15 protein-coding genes are annotated in these 23,449 nt (G+C 62.4%); 8 read left to right on the forward strand and 7 right to left on the reverse strand.

Going from position 1 to position 23,449, the window contains the following annotated elements:
• Positions 1-19: 19 nt before the first annotated feature.
• The 3 genes from CQ041_RS12855 to CQ041_RS12865 form a co-directional block, all read right to left on the reverse strand.
• Entirely contained in the window at positions 20-3,604 is a 3,585-nt protein-coding gene (locus tag CQ041_RS12855; protein WP_105522196.1) for a tetratricopeptide repeat protein, read from the reverse strand.
• The gene (locus CQ041_RS12860; RefSeq protein ID WP_105522197.1) at positions 3,582-6,395 is read right to left on the reverse strand and encodes a bifunctional glycoside hydrolase 114/ polysaccharide deacetylase family protein; all 2,814 of its coding nucleotides are present in this window, start codon (positions 6,393-6,395) and stop codon (positions 3,582-3,584) included. The genes CQ041_RS12855 and CQ041_RS12860 overlap by 23 nt, the downstream gene beginning before the upstream one ends.
• A 62-nt stretch (positions 6,396-6,457) precedes the next feature.
• Positions 6,458-7,390 (reverse strand): NAD-dependent epimerase/dehydratase family protein, encoded by a 933-nt coding sequence (locus CQ041_RS12865; protein ID WP_105522198.1) that lies wholly within the window; start codon positions 7,388-7,390, stop codon positions 6,458-6,460.
• A 413-nt stretch (positions 7,391-7,803) separates the two neighbouring features.
• Between CQ041_RS12865 and CQ041_RS12870 the strand changes: the two genes are divergently transcribed.
• Entirely contained in the window at positions 7,804-9,933 is a 2,130-nt protein-coding gene (locus tag CQ041_RS12870; RefSeq protein ID WP_105522199.1) for a M48 family metallopeptidase, read from the forward strand.
• Between the two features lie 74 nt (positions 9,934-10,007).
• Here the strand turns inward: CQ041_RS12870 and CQ041_RS12875 are convergent, their stop codons facing one another.
• The 4 genes from CQ041_RS12875 to CQ041_RS12890 all read right to left on the reverse strand — a co-directional run bounded on the left by CQ041_RS12875 (position 10,008) and on the right by CQ041_RS12890 (position 16,228).
• Positions 10,008-11,303 (reverse strand): OprD family porin, encoded by a 1,296-nt coding sequence (locus CQ041_RS12875; protein ID WP_105522200.1) that lies wholly within the window; start codon positions 11,301-11,303, stop codon positions 10,008-10,010.
• Between the two features lie 350 nt (positions 11,304-11,653).
• Positions 11,654-11,866 (reverse strand): hypothetical protein, encoded by a 213-nt coding sequence (locus CQ041_RS12880; protein ID WP_105522201.1) that lies wholly within the window; start codon positions 11,864-11,866, stop codon positions 11,654-11,656.
• Between the two features lie 234 nt (positions 11,867-12,100).
• Positions 12,101-13,207, reverse strand: a complete 1,107-nt coding sequence (gene aguA / locus CQ041_RS12885; RefSeq protein ID WP_105522202.1) for an agmatine deiminase — start codon at positions 13,205-13,207, stop codon at positions 12,101-12,103.
• A gap of 120 nt (positions 13,208-13,327) precedes the next feature.
• Positions 13,328-16,228: an aminotransferase gene (locus CQ041_RS12890; RefSeq protein ID WP_105522203.1), complete on the reverse strand. Its 2,901-nt coding sequence runs from the start codon at positions 16,226-16,228 to the stop codon at positions 13,328-13,330.
• Between the two features lie 153 nt (positions 16,229-16,381).
• Between CQ041_RS12890 and rfbB the strand changes: the two genes are divergently transcribed.
• From rfbB to CQ041_RS12925, 7 genes are read left to right on the forward strand one after another with little or no spacing between them, the layout of a single operon-like run.
• Entirely contained in the window at positions 16,382-17,464 is a 1,083-nt protein-coding gene (rfbB, locus tag CQ041_RS12895) for a dTDP-glucose 4,6-dehydratase (RefSeq protein WP_105522204.1), read from the forward strand.
• On the forward strand, positions 17,461-18,336 hold the full coding sequence (gene rfbA / locus CQ041_RS12900; protein WP_105522205.1) for a glucose-1-phosphate thymidylyltransferase RfbA: 876 nt from the start codon (positions 17,461-17,463) through the stop codon (positions 18,334-18,336). Before rfbB ends, rfbA begins: the two co-directional genes overlap by 4 nt.
• On the forward strand, positions 18,333-18,878 hold the full coding sequence (rfbC, locus tag CQ041_RS12905) for a dTDP-4-dehydrorhamnose 3,5-epimerase (protein ID WP_105522206.1): 546 nt from the start codon (positions 18,333-18,335) through the stop codon (positions 18,876-18,878). Before rfbA ends, rfbC begins: the two co-directional genes overlap by 4 nt.
• Complete coding sequence (rfbD, locus tag CQ041_RS12910) at positions 18,875-19,744, forward strand: dTDP-4-dehydrorhamnose reductase (protein WP_105522207.1); 870 nt, start codon at positions 18,875-18,877, stop codon at positions 19,742-19,744. Before rfbC ends, rfbD begins: the two co-directional genes overlap by 4 nt.
• Before the next feature lie 34 nt (positions 19,745-19,778).
• On the forward strand, positions 19,779-21,587 hold the full coding sequence (locus CQ041_RS12915) for an ATP-binding protein (RefSeq protein ID WP_105522208.1): 1,809 nt from the start codon (positions 19,779-19,781) through the stop codon (positions 21,585-21,587).
• Positions 21,584-22,960, forward strand: a complete 1,377-nt coding sequence (locus CQ041_RS12920; RefSeq protein ID WP_105522209.1) for a sigma-54 dependent transcriptional regulator — start codon at positions 21,584-21,586, stop codon at positions 22,958-22,960. The genes CQ041_RS12915 and CQ041_RS12920 overlap by 4 nt, the downstream gene beginning before the upstream one ends.
• A 20-nt stretch (positions 22,961-22,980) precedes the next feature.
• Positions 22,981-23,436: a YiiD C-terminal domain-containing protein gene (locus tag CQ041_RS12925; RefSeq protein ID WP_105522229.1), complete on the forward strand. Its 456-nt coding sequence runs from the start codon at positions 22,981-22,983 to the stop codon at positions 23,434-23,436.
• Positions 23,437-23,449 lie beyond the last annotated feature (13 nt).

Raw genomic sequence — 23,449 nt, forward strand, 5'->3', positions numbered from 1 at the left:
TCTCCCGTAGATTCTGTAATCAGCGCCCGAAACGCACGCCGTAGCTCATACCCAGTGTGCCGCCGGACTGGCCATCCCCGCCCTGTGGCGCAGATTGGTAACCGAAGGTCAGGGCCAGTTCGTCATCACCCAGCACTTCGAAGCCGATGCCCGTGTTGATGCCGTAGTTGAAGGTTTGGTCGATCCATTGCCAGCCCGCTGTCATGTCCACCAGCCAGGTGTACTGCGGCTTGCTGCGCACCAGGGCGCCCGGTATGCCGCGGCGCCAGGAGGTGCCGACGTAGAGTTGGCCGTAGCGGCTTTGCAGCAGATCGCCGGATGTCACCGTCTGGGGATCGTCCTGATCGACAAGTACTTTGACCGGGCCTTTGAAAGCACTCTCACTGGCGAGGTAATCCAGGTTGCGATCGTTCACGCTGTTCTTCTGGTAGTCCACACCGCTGCGCACCGTCCAGTTAGGCCCGGCGAATTCCAGCGTGTGGTTGAGTTCCAGCTTCACCGCGTGGCCAGTCCCCAGCGAATCACCCGCACGGGTCGAGAACGAACGTTGCGCCACTTCCCAGCTCAACTGGTCGCGTGCGGTCAGGCCGTGACGACCGCCCACCCAGGCGCGGTCCTGCTGGCCGAAAGCGCGCATCAGGCCGCTGTCGTCGCTCTTGCGGTGCCAGTCCAGGCCCGTCTCGATCTGATGGCTGTTGCCCAGCTGCCACATGCGCGACAGGCCCAGGCCATTGCGGTCGTCGTCCTTGCGCTGGCTGGTATCGGCGAACAATTTCCAGCTGCCGTTTTCCACCGCGCGCACCAGGGTCAGCGCGGCGTTGCTCTCGTCACCGATCCGCGACGAGATGATGTCGTCGCCTTTGTATTTACCGTGCTCCGCCTCAAAGTCGGCGTACCACTTGTCACCCAGGTTATGGGCGATTTGCAGGCGCGGCGAATCAAACGACAGGCCACCGAAGTCCTGCTTCTGGTAGGACAGCAGGGCGCCTTGCGGCGTACTTTCGTGGATCTCCACGGCCTGGCGACGCAGCTGTTCATTCACCGAATCCGGCTGGTCGTCACCCAATGCAGACAGGCTGGTTTCCAGCGCTTCATTGGTGCGACCCAAACGGCTGAGTGCCTGGGCACGCTGCGCCGGGTTCAGGTCGCTGCTGGCCAGCAGCGTCTCGACCTGGTCTTTATTGCGGCTGCGCAGGGCTTCCTGGATCTGCTCGTACCGGTCGACCTTGAGGCCCTGGGTGCGAGCCCAGGCCAGCCAGTCGTCTTTCTGCGCTTGCTGGTTGGTCGCGTCGAGGCGAGCCAGCAGGCGTTCGAACCACAGCTGTTTCATCGACGGCGAACCGTCCTTCCACTTGAGCAATTCCTGCTGGGCCTTGCGCGGCGAGTAGCTGCTGGACATCAGGCGCAGCCAGATCGCATAACGCTGGGACGACGGTTGCAGGTTGTCGGCTTCGGGGCTGCGCAGCAGTTTCAAGCGCAGGCGCTGGGCAGCATCCTGGTAGCCCGACGTTTCCAATGCGTCAGCGTATGCCGCCTGCACCAACCAGTCGTTGGGGCTGAGCTTGAGGTACATGCGATACCAGGCCAAGGCCTCTGCATCACGCCCCAACAGCTGGCTGGCACTGGCAAACGGCAGCCACAGCAAGCGGTCTTCGCGAGCGTAGGCACGCCATTTGGTCAGCAGTGGCTTGAGCTTCGCCGCATCGGCCTGGTCAACGTAGAGCCAGGTCAGGCGTTCGCGGAACAGGTTGTCAGCCGGGTACAGTTCCAGACCCTGCAAGTACAAACGCTCCGCTTCAGCCGTGTCGCCCTGCTCGATAGCCAGGGCGCCACGCACGGCCAAAACCTGTGCTTGCTGGTAGGCCTCGGGGTATCGCTTGGCGTCGTCCAACAGGTCGACCACCTGATCCCACTCTTGCAGTTCCTGGGCAAGCTGCAACGCCTCCACCAGGCGCTGCGGGTCTTGCGCGCGGTGCCAGCTGGCGACCATCAATGCCAGTGCGCGCTGCGGATCGCTGGTCCGGTAAAGCGTGATCAACTGGCTCTCATCGCCACTGGTCAGCTTGCCGTTGATAGCCAGCAGATGCTCCAGTGACACACGCAGGTCTTCATCACGCTCAAGGTCCCAGGCCAGGGCCGCACGGGTGTGCCAATACTCCGGATCCTTGATGGAAGGGTCGTCCGACTTCATCACTTCCCACGCGGCCTGTTCGTCGAACAGCTTCATGTAGGTGCCGGCCCAGTCGACCTGCTCGGTGGTGGTCAGCTTGAAGCGTTTGGAATAGTCCTGGTACACCTTGCCCTTGGCGACAAACTTCCCGGTGTTTTCCAGGTTCTGCAGCAAGCGGGTCCACGCCAGGCGGTGCGCCGGGTATTTGCGCAAATAGGTACGCAGCCAGGTTTCGGCCTCTTCAGGCGTACCACGGGATTCATGACCGTAGATCAGCGCGTCCAGCTCGATATCGGTGAGCGCGCGCTGCTCCATGATCTCGGCCAACAACGGAATCGAACGGTCAAAGTCGAACTGCTGGCTGGCCAGGCGCCACGCATGTTCACGGGTCTTGGGATCTTCCTGCAGCTTGAGCAGGCGAATCCAGTAGCCCAGCGCCGCAGCATTATCGCCACGCCATTCGCCGAGGCGGGCCATTTGCTCCAGCAGTTCGGTGTCGTCCGGGTAATCCACAGCCAGTTGCTGACCCGTCTCCCATGCGCCCGCCAGGTCGTTGATCGCCAGGCGTACATGGAATTCTTTCAGCGCAATCTTCGGGTTGTCCGGCTGCAGCGCGTGCCATTGTTTGAGTACACGCTGGGCAAGCTCGAACTGCTTGGTGGCCACGGCCACATCGACACCTTGTTCCAGCCATGCCGCATCGGTTTGCGCATTGGTGAGCTGAGGCAATTCGTCGGACAGCACCTGGGCGGCCTGCGCGTCGCGGCCGGCGCTCAACAGGCTGTTGAACGCCAGCTGCGCGTACTCTCGCCGCTCGCCAGGTTGCTGGGCATCACGTTTGAGCTGCAGGTAGATGTCTGCAGCGCGCGCAGGTTGCTCGCCCGCCAGGTACCACTGGGCAGCGGACTTGAGCGCCTGGGTGTGTTGCGACGGATCGCGCCCGGCGATTTCTTCAAAAACGCTGGCGGCAAACGCCGGGGCCTGCAACTCCAGCGCCAGCTTCGCCAGGCTCTGCAACTGCGGCACGGCCAGTTTGCGGTGATCGAAACTCTGCAAGCGCTCGACCAGCGCCTGCTGGGCGATCAGGTCCTTGCCGCTCGCGGCCACCAGGGCATCGAGTTCCAGCCGGTAGTAAGCCTGGGTTTCCGGCTGCGGCTTGGGCCACGCTTCCAGGTGCTGGCGCGCCTTGTCGTAGTCGCCCAGACGAATCAGCAAGTCGACCAGTTGCAAACGCAGGCGATCGTCATCCGGATGCGCCGTCAGCAACAGCTCGGCATAGTTGGCCGACACGGCATCGGGCTCACGTCCGTCGGGTTGGAATACTTCTTCACGCTGGAAGGTCGCCCACAGCAGACCTCCCACGGCAACCGCGACGACCGCCAGGGCCCAGGGATTGAGCAGGCGGCTGTTTTTAGTTGCAGAGGAGTTGACCATTACTCACCTGCTTCATAGGTAATTGAAAAGTCCACAGGCCAGCCGAAGCCTTGCCCGCAAAACGTTGTCCATCCACTTCCACACGGCAGGCAGTTGCCGAGCGCACAGAGAAGGACAGGTCGAACTGACCAGCAAAGGCAAAGCTCACGCGACGATCATCCAGGTAACGCCAGTCCAGCAAAGGCAGGTTGGCTTCTTCCAGCGCCGGGCGCGGGTCTCTGTCGGCACGCAGCACCAGCAATGCGCTGTCGCTGCTCAAGGCGACATAACGCCCCTGCGGCAAGTCGCGCACGCCGGCAACGCCTTTTGACTGGAGCAGATCAGGCCAGCCCATTTGCGGGTCGAGGCGCACGGTACGCAGGGCGTCCATGCCACGAATCTGCCAGGCGCCATCGGCGGTACGCGCCAGGCTGGACTGGTAGAGACCGTGCAGGCGGTCGAGGTAGTCGCTCATCCACAACGAAATCGGCTGCTGCTCACGCATATAGCCGTAGATCTCGTGCATGGCCTTGATCGAGGCTTGCTTGGTGCTGGAGTAGAAGTGGTAGTACAGGTGCAGGCCCCGCAAGCGGCGCGGCGAGTCGGTCAATTCGAAGGTTTCGATCAACTCGCGAAAACCGTAGTACGGGCCCTTCCACAGGTTGGTGTACAGGTTTTCGTTGATGATAGGCGCGTAGTACTGCAACCCGCCCGGCGTAGGCCGCAACAACGGATTAAGGCCGGTCAGCGAGGGATCGGCCTTGGTCATGATGGTTTCGGCACCGTTGACGTTTTTCAAGCCGGCGTCATAGGCCAGCTTGATGGTGTCCGAAGAGGGCAGCGCGTCACCGGGCCAGAACACCAGCTTCACCGGCTTTTCCGGGGTGGTCAGGTTCTGGTTGATGTAGTCGCGCGAACCGAAAATCTCTCGGCGAAAATCAATCTTGTTGTAACCCGCGATCTTCATGTTCAAGCCGTATTCCGGGTTGAAGTTTTCGCGCTTCTTGGCTTTTTCCGGCTGCATGAAAAAGGGGTGGCTATAGGTATGCGTGGCCACTTCGACTTTGGGGTTGGCGAAGATTTCGCGCGCAATCGGCTCCAGCTCGCGAGCCAGGAAAGGGAACGCACCGTGCGGCGAGATTTCGCCTTCGATGATCGACACCGAGGTCAGGAAAGGGTTGGGCTTGATGTAGTCGTCCAGCGTATGGCGACCAGCGTAAGGCGTGCCCTTCACTTCGGCGCGCGATGGAAAGCCATCACCGTCGATGTGCACGGTGGCGATGCGACGGCCGTTTTCGGTGGTCGTGTCCGGGCGCGGTTGGGCCGGCAGGCGCAGGCTGGCCTGGAGGAAGGCGAATGGGTCGAGGATCCAGCGGCTACGCTCGTTGTTGATTTCCAGCAGATAAGGCGCCAGTGCCAGGCCGCCCCATTTGCCGACCACCACCGGGTTGAAAACAGCGCCGCCGGCACCGCTCAAAGACAATGCCGGCGTCGGGCCGTTGGGCAATACCGAGACGGAGGCCAGGTCGCGGGAGCGCGGTACCACCGGCGCTTCGAACGAGCCCAACAAGGCTTTGTCCTGATGCGTGATGGTCAGCACCTGGGTGGGAGGAGGCACATCGCGCTTGAGGCCCAGGCGTTTGAGCAGCAGTTTGTCTTCAACCGGCAGGCCGCTGAAAAAAACCACCGGCACCTGCTCATCCAGGCGCGCATTGATAAACCGGTTGAACGCCGGTGCATCCTGGGGCGGGCCACTGGTCATCCAGGTCACTACGCCGGCATACAAGCCGCTGAAGCTGTACTGCGGCAGGTCACTGTTGGCGGGCAGGTAGTCGACCCGGTAGCCGAGGTATTCCAGCAGCCCGCCCAGGTTGCTGTGACCGGCGGTGTCTTCCAGCGCGCCTTCGCGCGGGTCGAAGACCAGCGCAATGCGACGGGGCTGTACTTCGATGCTGCTGATACCCAGGGTATTGAGATCAGGGGTGCTGATGTACGGGATGAACCCTTCATCACGCAGACGCTTGGCAAGTTTGCGCGCTTCTTCGCGACGCTCAGGTGGCAAGTAGTCGATCGCTACCAGCGGCACACCCTTGGCGCGCAGCGGCTGCAAGTGCGTTTCAAGCCATTGGCGATCGGACTCGGACACCGGACGGTAGCGTTTGGCAGAAGCATCCCAGCCGGCATGGATCGACTCGACCGCGACCGCAGCCGCCACGCCGTCCAGTTCTGGCAACACTTCGAAGCCACGGTTGAAGAACAGCTTCAGCTTGGGCTGACGCTTGTGCAACTCACGCAGCAAACTGGCCAGCCCCACGCGCTGGGCTTCTCGGGAAGCCGGAGGCAACAATTGGAAACTGTCGAGTGTGTCGAGAAACAAACCTGCATAGCCCTGCGCTTCCAATGCCTTGGCGCGACCGAACAGATGCTCACGCCAGGCTGGCGAGGTGAGGTCCATCACCTGGCTGTTCCAGGAGTCGTTGCGCACGGGCGAGATCGCTTTGCTCAACCCGGCCTTGTCGACTTCGGCTTTGTTGCCGTCGAACTCACCGATGGACAGGTAGGCAAATGGCTGGCTGCCCATTGTGCGCAAGGTTTTCACCTTGGCTGGCGTCATATGGCCTGGCTCGACCACCGCCCAATCGAACTGCGACAGCTCTGGAATCGGCGGCTGGTCGGCGTACCAGAAAGCAACGCTGGTCGGGGCTGACAACGCAGCGGCATGCACCGCCGGCACACCGACAAACAGAGCAAGAGCAGCTAGCAGCCGCTCAGCGATTGCGCGGACACGCGTCCTGCGAAAAACGATTTCCATAATTCACTCTTGAAAATGACTGAGCCGATACTGCGTTGTCGCCGGACTGGGTGGCCGGCGGATTACAAACTACGCAAAAGCTGCGCCAAACCCTGGCCGATGGACGTCGGCTCCGTCAGTTCGAAGCGTTCCAGCAAACGGGTGTTGTCGGCGCGCGAATGGCGAATGTCGCCTTGACGTGGCGCCTGGTAGGTCACGTTCAACGGAGTGCCCGTGGCTTCACCCAGTTCAGCGATCAGATCGTTGAGGCTGGTGGAGCGGCTGAGGCCAACGTTGATTGCGCCTGGCGCCGGCTTGCTGGCCTCGACCGCCTGGACAAGGATGCTGACCAGATCCTGCACGTATACGAAGTCGCGAGTCTGGCCGCCGTCACCAAATACGGTGATCGGCTTTTTCGCCTGCGCGCGCTCGGTGAAGATGCTGATCACGCCGGAGTAAGGCGAGGATGGGTCCTGGCGTGGACCGAAGATATTGAAGAAGCGGAAGATCACCGGCTCCAGCCCGTGTTCGCGACGGTAGAAGTCCAGGTAATACTCGCTGGCCAACTTGTCGCTGGCGTAAGGCGTCAGCGGGAATTTTGGCGTGTCTTCGACGATGGCAGTGCCTTCGCCGTTGTTGCCGTAAGTGGCTGCGCTGGACGCAAACACCACACGCACTACGCCGGCCTTGAGCATGGCCTGGCAAACGTTGAGCGTGCCGACGAAGTTGGCTTGGTGGGTCGCAACCGGATCATCCACGGAGGCCTGCACCGATGCCACTGCAGCCAAGTGCACCACGGCGCTGCAATCGCGCATGGCCTGCTCCACGACGGCGCTGTCGGCCACGTCACCGATCACCAGCTCCAGGTCAGGATTACCGACGGGAAGGTTGGCCACCTTGCCGGTCGACAAATTGTCCAGTACGCGAATCTTGTAGCCTTTGCCAAGCAAAGCATCTACCAGATGAGACCCAATGAAACCTGCACCACCCGTAACCAGAATTCGTCCTACTGCCATGAAGTATTCTTCCTAAAGACACAAGTGCAGATGCTAAACAGCAGGCCTGCTAATAAGGTGACAGCGTTTATTGGGTAAACTGATCAACGCTGCTTGGCCAACCCTGGACAAGCCGCAACATCCCTACATCTTTAAGCAAAACAGCACGGGACGAATCTGCGTCATTTAATGCCATTTTAATGGCTTAGAGCCATCAAAATCGACGCAAATAATGTTGGATCCGTCTGGAACTGTCAACGTATTGTCTTGTCTGCCGCCAAACGGTAAATATCCAATCATGGTCGTCATTTATTTGACATAAATTCAGCGTTGCCCCCAGTGCGATTCCATCCACAGGACACCGTTGATGATTTCGCAAGCATAGCCATAAAGTGGAAAACTGCTGCTCAAATTTGCGTGGTGAACGGATGCCCATGAACGCGCTGAAACTGTTGTGTCTGTTGGTGGTTTTTCCGTTGCTGCTGGCCGCTGTGGGTGGCTGGGAACGCCAACGTGCCGAGGTGAAATCCACCGCACTGATCGACTATCACATCCATGTCGACATTGCGAAACAACAGCTGCAGGCGCTGGCGGCCAAGGATCCGACGGCCATGGTCGAGTTGCCCGAGGAAAAAATCGGCGTTCAACTGGCGCTCTCGCGACTTGAAAGCATCGAACCGGAACTGCCTGCCGCCCACCGTGTGAACCGTGCAATGCGGGCACTGGCCCCCTGGGTGATGGGTTTCGGCGGGTTGGCGGCATTCATCGGGCTGGCAGCATTGGTCGGCACCCACTGGGCGGGACGGCGGGCGCGGCAGTCGCGGGAGAAGCTGTTGCAGGGTTTTTCCCTGGGCAGCCGACTGTTGCCGTATGTGCTGGTGAGCCATGTGGTGGCAATGGCCGCGACCGTCGCGCTGGTGCTGAGCTTCGAAGGCCTGGCGCTGTGGCACATCGGGCGGATGGGCAGCGGTGAGGTCAAGCTGATCGCGGTGCTGGGCGTAGTGGCCGCGTTCTGCCTGTATTCGATCTGGCAGTTGCTTAAACAGCTGCGCGCCATGTTGGCGATGTTCAAGCCTGAGCCTATGGCCCTGTTCGGCTCGGTGGTCACGCCTGAACAGGCGCCGCCGTTGTGGCGCCAGGTCAACACGCTGGCACACGGTTTGGGCGCGCTGCCGCCGGACCATATCGTGGTGAGCCTGGCCCAGGAATTTTACGTCACCTCCAGCGACGCCGAGGTGCTGCCTGCCAACACCGCCCTGCGCGGACGTACCCTGCACGTGCCGCTGCTGCATCTTGGCGTGTTGAGCCCGGCGGAGATCGGCGCGGTGATCGGCCATGAACTGGCGCATTTTGCCGGCGAGGACACCGAATACAGCCTGCGTTTCCTGCCAATCTACGATGGTGTCAATCGCAGCCTGGGGGCGCTGGCGCAGACCATGCTGGCCAGCGATGTGATCCAGGGGCGACTGATGCGCCCGTCCTTCGACCTTGGCGTGTTTTTCATGCAGCACTTCGATCACGCCGTGAACCACTGGAGCCGTGAGCGCGAGTTGCTGGCCGATGCGGCAGGTGCGCGCCTGGTGGGCCATGCCGCGGCCGCGTCTGCGTTGCTGCGCGTGTCGGTGCTGCACGCCCCTATCGATGACGCATTGGCGACGCAGCTTGAAGGCGCCAACGAGGGCGAGTTGATCGACGCGGTACTGGCCGCCCTGCAAGGCCTCGAACTGCACGTGCCGCCTGAGGCGCTGGCGGTTCATCAGGCTCACCCCACCGACTCCCACCCCTCCAACGGCGAACGCCTGCGCGCATTGAATGTGTCGCTGGATGACGCTGTGCACAGCGCCACCCGCGGTGTGGACGCTGCAGCGGCGAGTGCGCAAATCGACAGCTGCTTCAGCGCGCCAACAGCCGTGCGCGAGGAGGTGTCCGCGCACTTGATCGACCTGGCGATAACGGAGAACAGCGCAAACACTCACTTGCTCGAAACCCTGGCGGCCTCGGGCCTGGGTGAACAGGCCTTTCACGAAGGTGGACGGCGACGCGGGGTGTTTATGGTGATGGTGGCGATACCGTTTCTGCTGCTGGGCGTGTGGGCAGTCAGCCGGCCGTGGCTGGCACCGGAACGCTTGAAAGGGACTGCGCTGGAGGCCTTTGGGGCGGGGGCGGTGTTGTGCCTGATTGGGGTGGGTTATCTGTGGCTGGGGGCCCGTCGTTTCAAACGCGCACCACAGACTGCATTGCGCCTGACGCCCGAGCATTTTGTGTTCGCCAACCTGGCCGCGCCACTGCCCATCGAGCACATCGCCGAGGTCTCGCTGCAGTTCATGCAAGGCCTCTGGGTGACGCTGCAACTGACACCTGAGGCGCCCTTGCCGCAACTGCGCAAGACCGCGTTCGGGGTGCCCGGTGCACGGGTCAACAAGAAGAAACGCCAGGTGCTGCTGCACATGGCGCAACTGTGCATCGACAACCGCAAGCTCGAACCCTATGAAGGCCTGACGCTCATGCTCGAGTACGTGAACGCGGCCCTCGCCCGCAAAGTGCTGAACAGTCGCCAAGGCTGAATCACACGCATAAAAAAACCCCGAACCAGTCGGGGTTTTTATCGCCTGAGATTCAGGCGCGACCTGCGATCACATTAGAAAACGTTGATCGGGTAGTCGGCGAACAGACGCAGTTCATTACCGCCAATGTTGTAGTTGCTGGCGTTGTCGGAAACGCGCAACCACGAGGCACGGGCACGCAGACTCAGGTCTTTGGCCGGGCCGCTCTGAACGACGTATTTGATCTGGTTGAAGATCTCACGCTCGGTGCCATTGCCACGGTTGGAACCGTCGTCAATGTTGGTGCCGCGCACGTAAGCGATGTTGTAGCTCAGGCCAGGCACGCCGAAGGCGCTGAAGTCCAGGCCGTAGCCGGCTTGCCAGGAGCGCTCGTCCTTGCCGTTGAAGTCGGACCAGTAGGAGTTGGCCAGCAGGATGGTGTTGCCACCGTCGCCGATACCGCTGTTGCGGTTGTTCTGGCGGTAGCCGCTGTACAGGTAGCCGGTGTCGCCGGTGCTGCGCTGGTGAGCGACGGTGAAGCTGTGCGGGCCAACAGCCCACGTGGCCGCCAGGCTCCAGATCTTGTTGTCGCGGGCGTCTTGATCGCCTTGGGTCAACTGGGCGAAATCTTTGTCCAGCTTGGTTTTGTAGCCGTTGAAGTCAAACGTCAGCGACTGCTTTTCTGGCAGGGCCAATACGTAGTTCACGTTGACGTATTGCTTCTTCAGCACGTCTTCCATGTCGGAGGCGTACAGTGCAGCCGACAGGCTCTCGGTGAATTTGTAGCTACCACCGAGGTAGTTGATGCTCTTCAGGTGGCCGCTGTCGCTGCCTTCGGCGCTCTTGCGGCCTTGCTTGGTGAAGTGACCCGCGTCCAATTGCAGACCCTGGATCTCTTTGGAAACGATCGAGGTGCCCTCGTAGGTTTCCGCCAGCAGACGGCCGCTGTCATAGGCCAGCACCGGTACGTTCGGCAGCTGTTGGCCGTATTTCAGCACGGTGTTGGAGATACGTGCCTTGACCGCTGCGCCGCCCTTGGCCAGGTCGTTGGCGGCCGAACCGCTGTCGCCTTGCTTGAAGAAGTCGATGCCGCCGGCGCCGCTGCGACCTTTACCACCGTCCAGACGGATAGCGTATTGGCCCAGGACGTCCACACCCACACCCACGGTGCCTTGGGTGAAACCGGACTCGAATTTGCCGATGAAGCCTTGGCCCCATTCAGCTTTGTCCTGGTTGTGGTTCTTGTAGTCGCGGCTGATGTACGCGTTACGTGCTGCGATGTTCAGGTGGCTGTCCTCAACGAAACCTTTCGATTCCGCTTGGTCGTTAGCCATTGCTGTCGATGCGCTCAAAATCCCCAGAGCGATCAGACTCATCCGTTGCTTCAACATTTTCTTGTATTCCTTATTTCTGTTTGAGTACGCGCTGTGACACCAGGGCTCCGTGTTGCTTATCTGGTGTCGACTTTTTCCGGAATAAAAGAAGGCCCGCGGACGACGTGATCTGCCGCGGGCCTTTTTTTATTGGATGAGTCATGGCGGTTAGCCACAGGCGTTGGGCGCAATCCTAGTCATGGGTTGAACTTTGTGTCAATTTCGCGAATCGTCTGTATTTAGGCGAAAAAATTCTAAGCAACGGCCTATCGACATTCTGAAAGCGACAAAAAAGGTCTCTTCCAAGACAGGAAGACACATCTCGCAACATATTTTTCAGGCTGCAGCCCAAACCTTACTGGGGGGGTTCAGCTACTCATCAGCTCGCACAGCGCGTGCACTTCATCTTCGGTGAACAACCCCGCCGGGTAGCGTTCGCTCACCAGGCTGCGCATGTCCGGCTGCCGGATCCGCCGCGAGCCGTTTTCCCTCAACCAGAGCGCCAGCGCGTGGATGGCCTCGCCCTCGACCCGTGAAGGGTGGAACGTGCGCGTGTACATCGGGTTGATATCGGCATTCATTTTCGCGCTCTCTCCAGCTGCGTGAGCGGCTAACTTACTCAAGGTTTGTGACAGAACTGCGCAGTCATGACCCTGGGCTACTGGGCAAATGCCATTACAAGAGCTATGCCAACGTCTTGATTTCACCAGCATTCGGCCACAAAAAAGCCCGCGACCTTGCTGGGCCGCGGGCTGGTGGTAACGGCTGGAAACGGTCAGCGAACGTTCACCGTCACAGTGCTGTTACAACCGCACTCAATTTTTGTGCGGGGCCGGCTGTTGCTGGGTCAGGCAGTGGATATTGCCGCCACCCAGTAACAGTTCACGGCCCGGCACCATTACCACTTCATGCTGCGGGAACAGGTCCTGCAGAATGACCTTGGCCTGGGCGTCCAGCGGGTCATCGAAGCTTGGCGCGATGATGCCGCCGTTGACGATCAGGAAGTTCACGTAGGAACCCGCCAGGCGCACGCTCGGATTGCGTTCCTGGCTGCCGTCCACCGCGTCAACGCCTGCGCATTCTTCTTCGGTGGCGTACAACGGCCCTGGAATCGGCATTTTATGCACCGTGAACGGGCGGCCCTTGGCATCGGTGCTGCTTTGCAGAACGTCCAGGGCAGCGTGGCAGCGCGCGTAGTTCGGGTCTTGCGCGTCGTCGGTCCAGGCCAGCAATACTTCGCCGGGCCGCACGTAGCAGCAGAAATTATCCACATGGCCGTCGGTTTCGTCGTTGAACAGGCCATCCGGCAGCCAGATGATCTTGTCCACCGACAGGTTGGCGCTGAGCACGGCCTCAATGGCGGCGCGATCCAAATGGGGGTTGCGATTGCGGTTGAGCAGGCATTCTTCGGTGGTGATCAGGGTGCCTTCGCCATCGACGTGGATCGAGCCACCTTCCAGCACGAAACCTTCGGTGCGGTACCGCGACGTGCGCTCGATCTCGAGGATCTTGCCGCCCACTTGGGAATCCCGGTTCCAGGGCGCGTACAGACCTCCGTCAAAACCACCCCAGGCGTTGAAATCCCAATTCACACCGCGGACTTCACCGTTGTTGTTGATGACGAAGGTCGGGCCGGTGTCACGGACCCAGGCGTCGTCACTGGACATCTCGACCACGCGGATATTCGGCACATCCAGGCGCGCACGGGCGTTTTCGTACTGGCCGGCGGACACCGCCACGGTGACCGGCTCGAAACGTGCGATAGCCTTGGCCACGGCAATATGCGCCGCTTGCGCAGGCTTGCCGCCCAGGCGCCAGTTATCCGGACGCTCGGGCCAGATCATCCAGGTCTGGGTTTGTGGCGCCCATTCGGCAGGCATATAAAAGCCATCGGCGCGGGGGGTGCTGTGCAGGGTGGTCATGGCGATCAGGACTCCGAATGGGTAAAGGCCGACTTTATAACGGATAAAAATCGACTTTAGAAGCTCACTTAAACAATAACGGATGAATGTGACAGTTGATTACCGATAACAATCGGTAAATTACAGCTGCTCATCCAGTACCTTCGACAACATGTCGACGAAGAAGTCTACGCTGTGGCGGGACGTGACCATCGGCGGCTTGATCTTCAGAATGTTCAGGTAATCACCGGTCGGCTGCATGAATATGCCCAATTCCCGCAGGCGATCACACAACAGCTGGGTTTCTGCAGTCGCCGGCTCCAGGGTTTGCCGGTCGCGCACCAGCTCCAGCCCCAGATAAAAACCGGAGCCGTGAACCGCGCCCACCAGGGGGTGACGTTCGATCAGTGCTTCCAACCGCGCCTTGAAATGCCCGCCCACCCCTTGGGCGTTTTCCCACAGCTTTTCTTCCTCCATCACGTCCAGCACCGCCATGCCAATGCGGCAACTCACCGGGCTGCCCCCCGACGACGAGAAGAAATACCCCTCGGCCTCCAGCGCCTCGGCAATCTCGCGACGGGTAATCACGGCGCCCAAGGGCTGGCCGTTGCCCATGCCCTTGGCCATGGTGATGATGTCCGGCACCACACCCTGCTCTTCAAAGCCCCAGAAGAAATGCCCCATGCGGCCGTAGCCCACCTGCACTTCATCGGCGATGCACACACCGCCCTGGGCGCGGACCAGCCCGTAGACCTGTTGCAGATACCCCGGCGGCAGGGAGATACCGCCGGCGTTGCCATACACCGGCTCGCAAATGAAGCCCGCCAACTGGCGATTGCTCGCGGCGATTTTCGCCAGGTTGTGTTCCACGCTGCGCACGTAATCCGGCGCGCTGTCCTGCCCGCGGAACTCGCCCCGGTAGGTGTTGGGCGCCGTCACCGGGTGCACCCATTCCGGGCGACTGCTCAACGCCTGGGGATTGTCGGCAATCGAGGTAGACACTGCATCCGCTGCCACCGACCAGCCGTGGTACGCCTCCAGCACGCTGAGCATGTCGCGCCCGCCGCTGTAGGCCCAGGCCAGGCGAATCGCCAGGTCATTGGCCTCGGTGCCGCTGTTGACCAGAAACACCCGGTCCATGCCCTCTGGCGCCAACGCCAGCAACCGCTCGGAAAATTCGGCGATCGCCGCGTAGTGAAACCGCGAGTTGGTATTGAGCAGCGACCATTGCCGCGCCGCCACCGCCGCCATGCGCGGGTGGCCATGGCCGAGCACGGCGACGTTGTTGAGCATGTCCAGGTAGGAGCGGCCCTGCATGTCGATCAGGTGGTTGCGCCAGCCACGCTCGATGCGCGGCGGATCGACGTAATAATGCTTTTGCGAGCGGGCAAAGCTGGCATCGCGACGGGCCAGCAGGGCTGCGGGATCCAGCTCGGGTTCGGCGTCGCAGGCCAGCCCCAGCAACGCCGCCGGTGATGGGCACAACGCTTGCCACGCCGGCGCGCGGGCCGGGGTGCAGAACAGCGGCGCCGCAAGGTCAGTGCGGCACAGTTGCACCGTGAGCGGGCCCGACACCTCACCGATCACCTGGCCCTTGAGCACGGCGGCGCCGGGTGGCAGCTGTGCTTGGACGCCCCACAGCCTTACCGTAGCCGCGTGGCTTTTCACACGCACTTCGCCGTCGGTGCCGCCTTGGAGGATGCCCGCGAACGGCGCCTCGACAACCGTGCCAAGGGGCACCTGCAGTTCGACATGCAGCGGGAACGTCTGCGGCTCCCGGGCACTGTCCGGCTGGGTCCGCGACAACCGGTATTGCCCATAACGGCTCGCCGCCAGGCCGTGTACCGCCGCTGCTTCCTGCAACAAGCGCTGATCAACACCGGCCTGCTCCCAATTGCCCGCCTCGAAATGCGGACTGAGCACGCCCAGATCGATCAATGCGAATTCTCGCCCCACCAGCCCGGGCAACAGCGGCGCGAAATCCTCGTTGGCCAATGCGCTTGGCGCGTGGCCGACGCTGCACAGAATCGCCGCTTCCATCAATTCGAACGGCACCGAGGTCGCCACATGGAAGATTTCCCACTCATGCTCGGCGTTTTTCAGCAGGTAGGTGTTATCCGGGTCCAGGCGCTGCTGCTGCTCGCTGCTCAACACCAGCACCGCCGCGCGGGCGACGATCAGCGGCCACAGCGCCTGCAATTCCACGTGCTGCAAGGGGGTGACGGCGTGAAAGGCCTGGATCGCCGGCAGGATGGCGAACGGGTCGCCCTCGGCATGGTGCAACAGCGCAGCGCAGGTCACCGACAAGTCGGCAATGCGCCAGGTGTGCACCAGGTCGCCGAAGTCGATCACGCCCTGGACCTGCCAGTGACGCTGGGCGTCACGCTGCCACACCACGTTGTCGTCGGTGATGTCCATGTGTACCGCCTGCCAGGGCAATTGATCCGCCAAGGGCCGCAGGTGCGTTTCGACCTGCGCGGCCACGCGCTCCAACTCGGCGCGATGCGCCAGCTGTGGCAGGGTTGCCAGCAGGTGGCCGATCAACTCGAGCGCGTGGCGCGGGTCCCATTGCAGGGTGCGCTCCAGGCCCGGATGCTCAAACGCCGCCAACGCCTGGCTCATGCGTGCGCACAGGTCACCGAAACCGGCGATCACCTCGCGCCCCAGGTGAGGCAGATGGGTCAGGGGCTGGCCGTCGATGTAGTCCAGCAACCGCAGGTGCAGGGTTTGGCCATCGAGGTTCACGGTCAGCAGCTCATCGCCGTTGAGGGCCGGGATGACCTTGGGCACGCGCACGGCCTGCAGGCTATTGAGGGCAGCGTGTTGCGCGTGCAACTCCACGGCGGCGTAATCGCCGCGGCAGATTTTCAGAACAAAGCGGCCGCGGTCGCTATCGATTTTGTAATTGAGGTCTTGCTGGCTGCCCAATGACTGCAAAGTGCCAGCAATGCCGTAGTGCTGGCCAAGGAGCTGCGCGGCCTGGTCGGGGCCTACTTGTGGGCAGGGAAGACTGGCGCGGTGGATCAACGTGGCGAGCAGCATTGTGACGACCTCTGTTTTGTTAGACGTCTATCTCGCCATTGTTCCGGGGGGTTAGGCAACCCCCTGTCCTACACAGCGCTTGCGCCGACCCGCCGCACAACTCAAGCTATGCTTCATTCGCTCAATGTCCGTCTAAGGAAAAGGCCCTCCGACATGCGCATTCTCATCACCGGTGGCGCTGGTTTCATCGGCTCTGCCCTGATCCGCCACTTGATTCAACACACCGAGCACGAAGTGCTCAACCTGGACAAACTCACCTACGCCGGCAACCTGGAGTCGCTGGCCAGCATCGCGTCCAACAGCCGCTATGAGTTCGTCCAGGCCGACATCATCGACCAGGCCACCGTGAGCGCCGTGCTCGCGCGTTTCGCGCCTGACGCGATCATGCACCTGGCTGCCGAGTCTCACGTGGACCGTTCCATCGACGGCCCGTCGGATTTTATCCAGACCAACATCGTCGGCACCTACAGCCTGCTGGAAGCCACCCGCGCCTACTGGCAAAAGCTCGACGAGCCGGCCAAGGCGGCCTTCCGCTTCCATCATATTTCCACCGATGAAGTGTATGGCGACCTGCACGGCGTGGACGACCTGTTCACCGAAACCACGCCCTACGCCCCCAGCTCGCCGTACTCGGCCAGCAAGGCCGCGTCCGACCATCTGGTCCGCGCCTGGCAGCGCACCTACGGCCTGCCGGTACTGCTGACCAATTGCTCGAACAACTACGGGCCGTTCCACTTTCCCGAGAAGCTGATCCCGCTGGTGATCCTCAACGCCCTCGCCGGCAAACCGCTGCCGGTGTACGGCAACGGCTTGCAAGTGCGTGACTGGCTGTTCGTCGAGGACCACGCCCGCGCCCTGCTCAAGGTGGTGACCGAAGGCGTGGTCGGCGAGACCTACAACATCGGCGGCCATAACGAGCAGAAGAACATCGACGTGGTACGCGGCATCTGCGGCCTGCTGGAAGAACTGGCACCGCAACGCCCGGCCGGCGTGGAAAAATTCACCGACCTGATCACCTTCGTCAAGGACCGCCCGGGCCACGACCAGCGCTACGCGATCGACGCCAGCAAGATCGAACGCGAGCTGGGCTGGGTGCCCGAGGAAACCTTCGAGACCGGCCTGCGCAAGACCGTGCAGTGGTACCTCGACAACCTGGAATGGTGCCGCCGGGTCCAGGACGGCAGCTATCAGGGCGAACGCCTTGGCAATACAGACACAAAGGATTTGATCGCATGATGAAGGGCATCGTATTGGCCGGCGGTTCCGGCACCCGTCTTCACCCCATTACCCTGGGTGTGTCCAAGCAACTGCTGCCGGTCTACGACAAACCGATGATCTACTACCCGATCTCGGTGCTAATGCTGGCGGGGATCAAGGACATCCTGGTGATCTCCACCCCGGTTGACCTGCCGCAATACCGCAACCTGCTGGGTGACGGCAGCCAGTTCGGCGTGCGTTTCACCTACGCCGAACAGCCTTCGCCAGACGGCCTGGCCCAGGCGTTCATCATCGGCGAAGAATTTATCGGCGATGACCCGGTGTGCCTGATCCTGGGCGACAACATCTTCCACGGCCAGTATTTCGGCGAACAGTTGCGCACTGCGGCCGAACGCCCGTCGGGCGCCACCGTGTTCGGTTACTGGGTAAAGGACCCGGAACGCTTCGGCGTGATCGACTTCGACAAAGACGGCCGTGCGCTCTCCATCGAAGAAAAACCGGCCAAGCCCAAGTCGCCGTATGCCGTGACCGGCCTGTACTTCTACGACAACGACGTGATCAAGATCGCCAAGGCGGTCAAGCCTTCGCCCCGTGGCGAGCTGGAGATCACCGACGTCAACAACGCCTATCTCAAGCGTGGCGACCTGCACGTAGAACGCTTCGGCCGTGGCTTCGCCTGGCTGGACACCGGCACCCATGACAGCCTGCTCGAGGCGTCCACGTATGTGCAGACCATCGAGCACCGCCAGGGCCTGAAGGTGGCGTGCCTGGAAGAGATCGCCTACGAAAATGGCTGGATCGACCGCGACCACCTGCTGGAACGTGCCAAGTACTTCGGCAAGACCGGCTATGGTCAATACCTCTTCTCTCTGGCAGGTGAGCGCACGTGAATGTGACTGAAACCTCACTGCCAGGGGTGGTGATCCTCGAGCCCAAGGTGTTTGGCGACGAGCGCGGCTTCTTCTACGAAAGCTTCAATGCCCGGGCCTTTGAAGTGGCCACCGGGCAGGAGCGCAACTTCGTGCAGGACAACCATTCGCGCTCGCAGAAAGGCGTATTGCGTGGCCTGCATTACCAGCTCGAACGCACCCAGGGCAAACTGGTGCGCGTCACCGCCGGCGAAGTCCTGGACGTGGCGGTGGACATCCGCCGCAGCTCGCCGAACTTCGGCCAGTGGGTGAGCGTGCGCCTTTCGGCAGACAACCATCGCCAACTGTGGGTGCCGGAAGGTTTTGCCCACGGTTTTGTGGTGCTGAGCGACTACGCCGAGTTCCTCTACAAGACCACCGACTACTACACGCCGGCCGCCGAACGTTGCATTCGCTGGGACGACCCGGACCTCAACATCGATTGGCAGTTGACCGAAGCGCCGCAGTTGTCCGCCAAGGACCAGGTCGGCAAAGCCCTCAAGGACGCAGACCTGTTCCCATGAAAATCCTGATCACCGGCCAGCACGGCCAAGTCTCCCGCGAGCTGCAACGGCGGCTCCAGGGCCTGGGTGAACTGATCGTGCTGGGCCGTGATCAGCTGGACCTGGCCAACATCGAGCAGATCCGCCAACAGGTGCGCAGCCATCGCCCCGACCTGATCATCAACGCCGCGGCCCACACGGCCGTCGACCAGGCCGAAAGCGAACCGGACGCGGCGTTTGCCATCAATGCCATCGCTCCTGGCATCCTTGCCGAGGAAGCCAAGTCCCTGGGCATTCCGCTGATCCACTACTCCACAGACTACGTGTTCGACGGCAGCAAGCCTGCGCCATATACCGAAGCGGACGCCCCGAACCCGCTGGGCGTGTACGGCCAGAGCAAACTGGCCGGCGAGCAGGCGATTGCGGCGGTGGGCGGCGCGCACCTGATCCTGCGCACCAGTTGGGTCTATTCCAGCCACGGCAAGAACTTCCTGCTGACCATGCAACGCCTGCTGCAAGAGAAGCCGCACCTGCGCATCGTCGCCGACCAGATCGGCGCGCCGACCTGGGCCGGCAGTATCGCCAACAGCACCCGCGCCCTGATCGAACGCTGGCAGGCCGGCCAGGCCGGGGCATGGGGCGTGTACCACCTGACCGCACAGGGCGAGACCTCGTGGTTTGGGTTTGCCCAGGCGATTGGCGAACACCTGCGCGCCGAGGGCAAGGCCTGTGCCGAGCTGGAAGCGATTCCTTCCAGCGCCTACCCGACCCCGGCCCGGCGCCCGCTGAACTCACGCCTGGACTGCAGCCGCCTGCACCAGCAATGGCAGGTCAGTCAGCCGCTGTGGCAGGACGCATTGCGCGAGTGTCTTGCAACGCCGCACTAGGCATAATGCGCCTGTACCCACAGGCGCGATTCCCATGACTCCAACCCTCCCGCGAAGACCCCGCTGGCGCAGCCTCGCCCTGTTGGCGTTGTGCCTGGCGCCGCTGCTGTGGCCACTGGAGCACCTGGCCGAGCGCTATTACCGCAGCGAACTGGCCGGGCAGAACCGCCAGACCCTCGACCTGTACGTCGCCAACCTGCTGGGCACCCTGCACCGCTTCGAGGTACTGCCGCAGATCCTCGGCGACTTGCCCGCCCTGCGCACCGCACTGGCCGCGCCGCAGGTCAGCAGTCACCGGACCAACGCCAATGTGCTGCTCAAGGACGTCGCCGCCCAGGCCGGGGTGGAGGTGATGTACCTGATGGACACCAACGGCAATACCCTCGCCGCGTCCAACTGGGACAAACAGGACAGCTTCGTCGGGCGCAACTTCTCGTTCCGCCCGTATTTCAGCGAAGCCATGGCCGGGCGCCTGGGCCGCTTCTTCGGGCTGGGCACCACCTCGGCCAAGCGCGGCTACTTTTTCGCCGCCGCCGTGCGTGACGGCGATAACGTTATCGGTGTGCTGGTGGTGAAGGTCGACCTGGACCACACCGAAAGCCTGTGGGGCAACACCCCTGAGCAGCTGCTGGTGACCGACCACAACGGCGTGGTGATCCTCACGTCGCGCCCGCAATGGCGCTTCCGTGCTACCCGTCCACTGACCGCCGCAGAGCGCCAGGCCATCATCGCCATCCAGCCCTATCCGACCCGCGATCCGCAGCCACTGAGCCTGAGCAGTACCGCCTGGCTGCGCCAATCCACAGCCATCGCCGAGACCGGCTGGAACGTGGAGATTCTCGCCCCGCGCTCGCTGATCAACCGGCCGGTGCGTACAGTGGTCGCTGTGGGGGGCGCCACCCTGTTGGTGCTGATGCTGTTGCTGGGCCTGATGATGCAGCGGCGCCGGCACTACCTCGATCGCATCGCCTTCGAAGCCAAGGCACGTCGCGAACTGGAAGCCCGTGTGGTCGAACGTACCAGCGACCTGGAGGGCCTGAACCGGCGCCTGCGCCAGGAAGTGCTGGAGCGCGAACAGGCCCAACAGGAACTGGTGCGCGCCCAGGATGACCTGGTGCAGGCCGGCAAGCTGTCGGCGCTGGGCACCATGTCGGCGAGTATCAGCCACGAACTCAACCAACCGCTGGCGGCGATTCGCAGCTACGCCGAAAACGCCGAGATCCTGCTGGACCACGAACGTACCGGCGACGCGCGGGGCAATCTCAAGCTGATCAGCGAGCTCACCGGGCGCATGGCCTCGATCATTGCCCACCTGCGCGCTTTCGCACGTCGTGACCGGCATGCGCCGGAAAGCGTGGCCCTGCAACCGGCACTGGACGATGCACTGGCGTTGCTGGCCAAGCGCCGACGGTCGATGGAAGTCGAGCTGATTCGCGACCTGCCCGAGGCGACCTTGTGGGTGCAAGCCGGCGAAACCCGTCTACGCCAAGTGCTGGGCAACCTGCTGGCCAACGCCCTCGACGCCCTCACCGAGAAAGGCCCGCCGCGCAAACTCTGGCTGAGTGCCGAAACCACCGAACAGGGCGTCAACCTGTACATTCGCGACAACGGCCCGGGTTTTTGCATGGAAGCCCTGGGCCGCGCCAGCGAGCCGTTCTACACCACCAAGACGCGCACCCAGGGCCTGGGCTTGGGGCTGGCCATCTGTGACACGCTGATGCGCGCCTTTGGTGGCGAGCTGCTGTTCGCCAACCACAAGGAAGGCGGCGCATTGTTAACCCTGAAATTGCGTGCCGGCTCGCCGGGCGTCAGTCTGCAACCGTCCGAGGACCGCAGTGTATGAGTATCGATAACCAGATTCAGGTGGTGTTGATCGACGACGATCCGCACCTGCGTCAGGCCCTGAGCCAGACCCTGGACCTGGCCGGCCTGAAAGTGCTGCCCCTGGGCGAAGCCACCGGCCTCACCGCACGCCTGTCGCGGGACTGGCCGGGGGTGGTGGTCAGCGACATTCGCATGCCCGGCATGGATGGCCTGGAGTTGCTCGCCGAGCTCCACGGCCAGGACCCTGACCTGCCAGTGCTGCTGATCACCGGCCACGGCGACGTGCCGCTGGCGGTGCAGGCGATGCGCGCCGGGGCTTATGACTTCCTGGAGAAACCCTTCGCCAGCGACGCCCTGCTCGACAGCGTGCGCCGCGCCCTGGCCCTGCGCCGCCTGGTGCTGGACAACCGCAGCCTGCGCCTGGCCCTCAGTGATCGCCAGCAATTGAGCACCCGCCTGGTGGGTCACTCGCCACAAATGCTGCGCCTGCGCGAGCAGATCGGTGCGCTGGCCGCGACCAAGGCCGATGTGTTGATTCTCGGCGAAACCGGCGCCGGCAAAGAGGTGGTCGCCCGCGCCTTGCACGACCTGTCGAGCCGGCGCAGCGGGCCGTTCGTGGCGATCAACGCCGGGGCCCTAGCCGAGTCGGTGGTGGAAAGCGAACTGTTCGGCCATGAGCCGGGCGCCTTTACCGGCGCGCAGAAGCGCCGGATCGGCAAGTTCGAATTCGCCAACGGCGGCACGCTGTTCCTCGATGAAATCGAGAGCATGAGCCTGGATGTGCAGGTCAAGCTCCTGCGCCTGCTGCAGGAACGCGTCGTGGAGCGCCTGGGTGGCAATCAACTGATCCCGCTGGATATCCGCATCATCGCCGCCACCAAGGAAGACCTGCGCCAGTCCGCTGACCAAGGGCGCTTCCGTGCCGACTTGTACTACCGCCTCAACGTTGCACCGCTGCGTATTCCACCGCTGCGCGAACGCGGTGAAGACGCGCTGATGCTGTTCCAGCATTTCGCCGACGAAGCCAGCAGCCGCCATGGCCTGCCCTTGCACGAGCTGCAACCGGGCCAGCGCGCGCTGCTGCTGCGCCATAGCTGGCCGGGCAACGTGCGCGAACTGCAGAACGCCGCCGAACGCTTCGCCCTCGGCCTGGAGTTGGCCCTGGATGCCACGCCGGACAACCCTGCCAGCAGCGTGCTGACGTCCACGCCGGGCGGCCTGAGCGAGCAGGTCGAGCAGTTTGAAAAAAGCCTGATCGCCGCCGAGTTGACCCGCCCCCACAGCTCCATGCGCAGCCTCGCCGAAGCGCTGGGCGTGCCGCGCAAGACCCTGCACGACAAACTGCGCAAGCATGGCCTGAACTTCGCCAACCAAAGCGCCGACGACGAATGAACACCGATAAAGAATCCGCCATGAACCGCGACAGCCATTACCTAGAATCCGTCCTGCACCACGACATCCCCCTGACCCGGGAGATGGGCCTCACAGTGCGCGACTGGCAGCACGGGCGGCTGGAACTGCAGTTGCCGTTGCAGGCCAACATCAACCACAAGAGCACCATGTTTGGCGGCAGTCTGTACTGCGGCGCGGTGCTGGCCGGTTGGGGTTGGTTGCATTTACAGCTGCGCGCGGAAGGCATCGAAGACGGGCATATCGTGATTCAGGAGGGGCAGATCAGTTATCCGCTGCCGGTCACGCGGGACGCGACCGTGGTGTGCCAGGCGCCAGAGGAAAAGGTATGGAAGCGGTTTGTAGCGACGTACAAGCGCTATGGCCGCGCGCGCTTGACGCTGCAGACCTGGATCTTGAACGAGGGCAGTGAAGAAAAAGCAGTGGCCTTCACGGGCCAATACGTCCTGCACCGCTAAAAGCCTTCACACA

The sequence above is a fragment of the Pseudomonas sp. MYb60 genome (genome assembly GCF_002979555.1).
Taxonomy (GTDB): domain Bacteria; phylum Pseudomonadota; class Gammaproteobacteria; order Pseudomonadales; family Pseudomonadaceae; genus Aquipseudomonas.

Bases quoted from the DNA above. Each gene is read 5' to 3' on its own strand.
- CQ041_RS12855 (WP_105522196.1), bottom strand. From the start codon at position 3,604: ATGGTCAACTCCTCTGCAACTAAAAACAGCCGCCTGCTCAATCCCTGG.
- CQ041_RS12860 (WP_105522197.1), bottom strand. From the start codon at position 6,395: ATGGAAATCGTTTTTCGCAGGACGCGTGTCCGCGCAATCGCTGAGCGG.
- CQ041_RS12865 (WP_105522198.1), bottom strand. From the start codon at position 7,390: ATGGCAGTAGGACGAATTCTGGTTACGGGTGGTGCAGGTTTCATTGGG.
- CQ041_RS12870 (WP_105522199.1), top strand. From the start codon at position 7,804: ATGAACGCGCTGAAACTGTTGTGTCTGTTGGTGGTTTTTCCGTTGCTG.
- CQ041_RS12875 (WP_105522200.1), bottom strand. From the start codon at position 11,303: ATGTTGAAGCAACGGATGAGTCTGATCGCTCTGGGGATTTTGAGCGCA.
- CQ041_RS12880 (WP_105522201.1), bottom strand. From the start codon at position 11,866: ATGAATGCCGATATCAACCCGATGTACACGCGCACGTTCCACCCTTCA.
- aguA (WP_105522202.1), bottom strand. From the start codon at position 13,207: ATGACCACCCTGCACAGCACCCCCCGCGCCGATGGCTTTTATATGCCT.
- CQ041_RS12890 (WP_105522203.1), bottom strand. From the start codon at position 16,228: ATGCTGCTCGCCACGTTGATCCACCGCGCCAGTCTTCCCTGCCCACAA.
- rfbB (WP_105522204.1), top strand. From the start codon at position 16,382: ATGCGCATTCTCATCACCGGTGGCGCTGGTTTCATCGGCTCTGCCCTG.
- rfbA (WP_105522205.1), top strand. From the start codon at position 17,461: ATGATGAAGGGCATCGTATTGGCCGGCGGTTCCGGCACCCGTCTTCAC.
- rfbD (WP_105522207.1), top strand. From the start codon at position 18,875: ATGAAAATCCTGATCACCGGCCAGCACGGCCAAGTCTCCCGCGAGCTG.
- CQ041_RS12915 (WP_105522208.1), top strand. From the start codon at position 19,779: ATGACTCCAACCCTCCCGCGAAGACCCCGCTGGCGCAGCCTCGCCCTG.
- CQ041_RS12920 (WP_105522209.1), top strand. From the start codon at position 21,584: ATGAGTATCGATAACCAGATTCAGGTGGTGTTGATCGACGACGATCCG.
- CQ041_RS12925 (WP_105522229.1), top strand. From the start codon at position 22,981: ATGAACCGCGACAGCCATTACCTAGAATCCGTCCTGCACCACGACATC.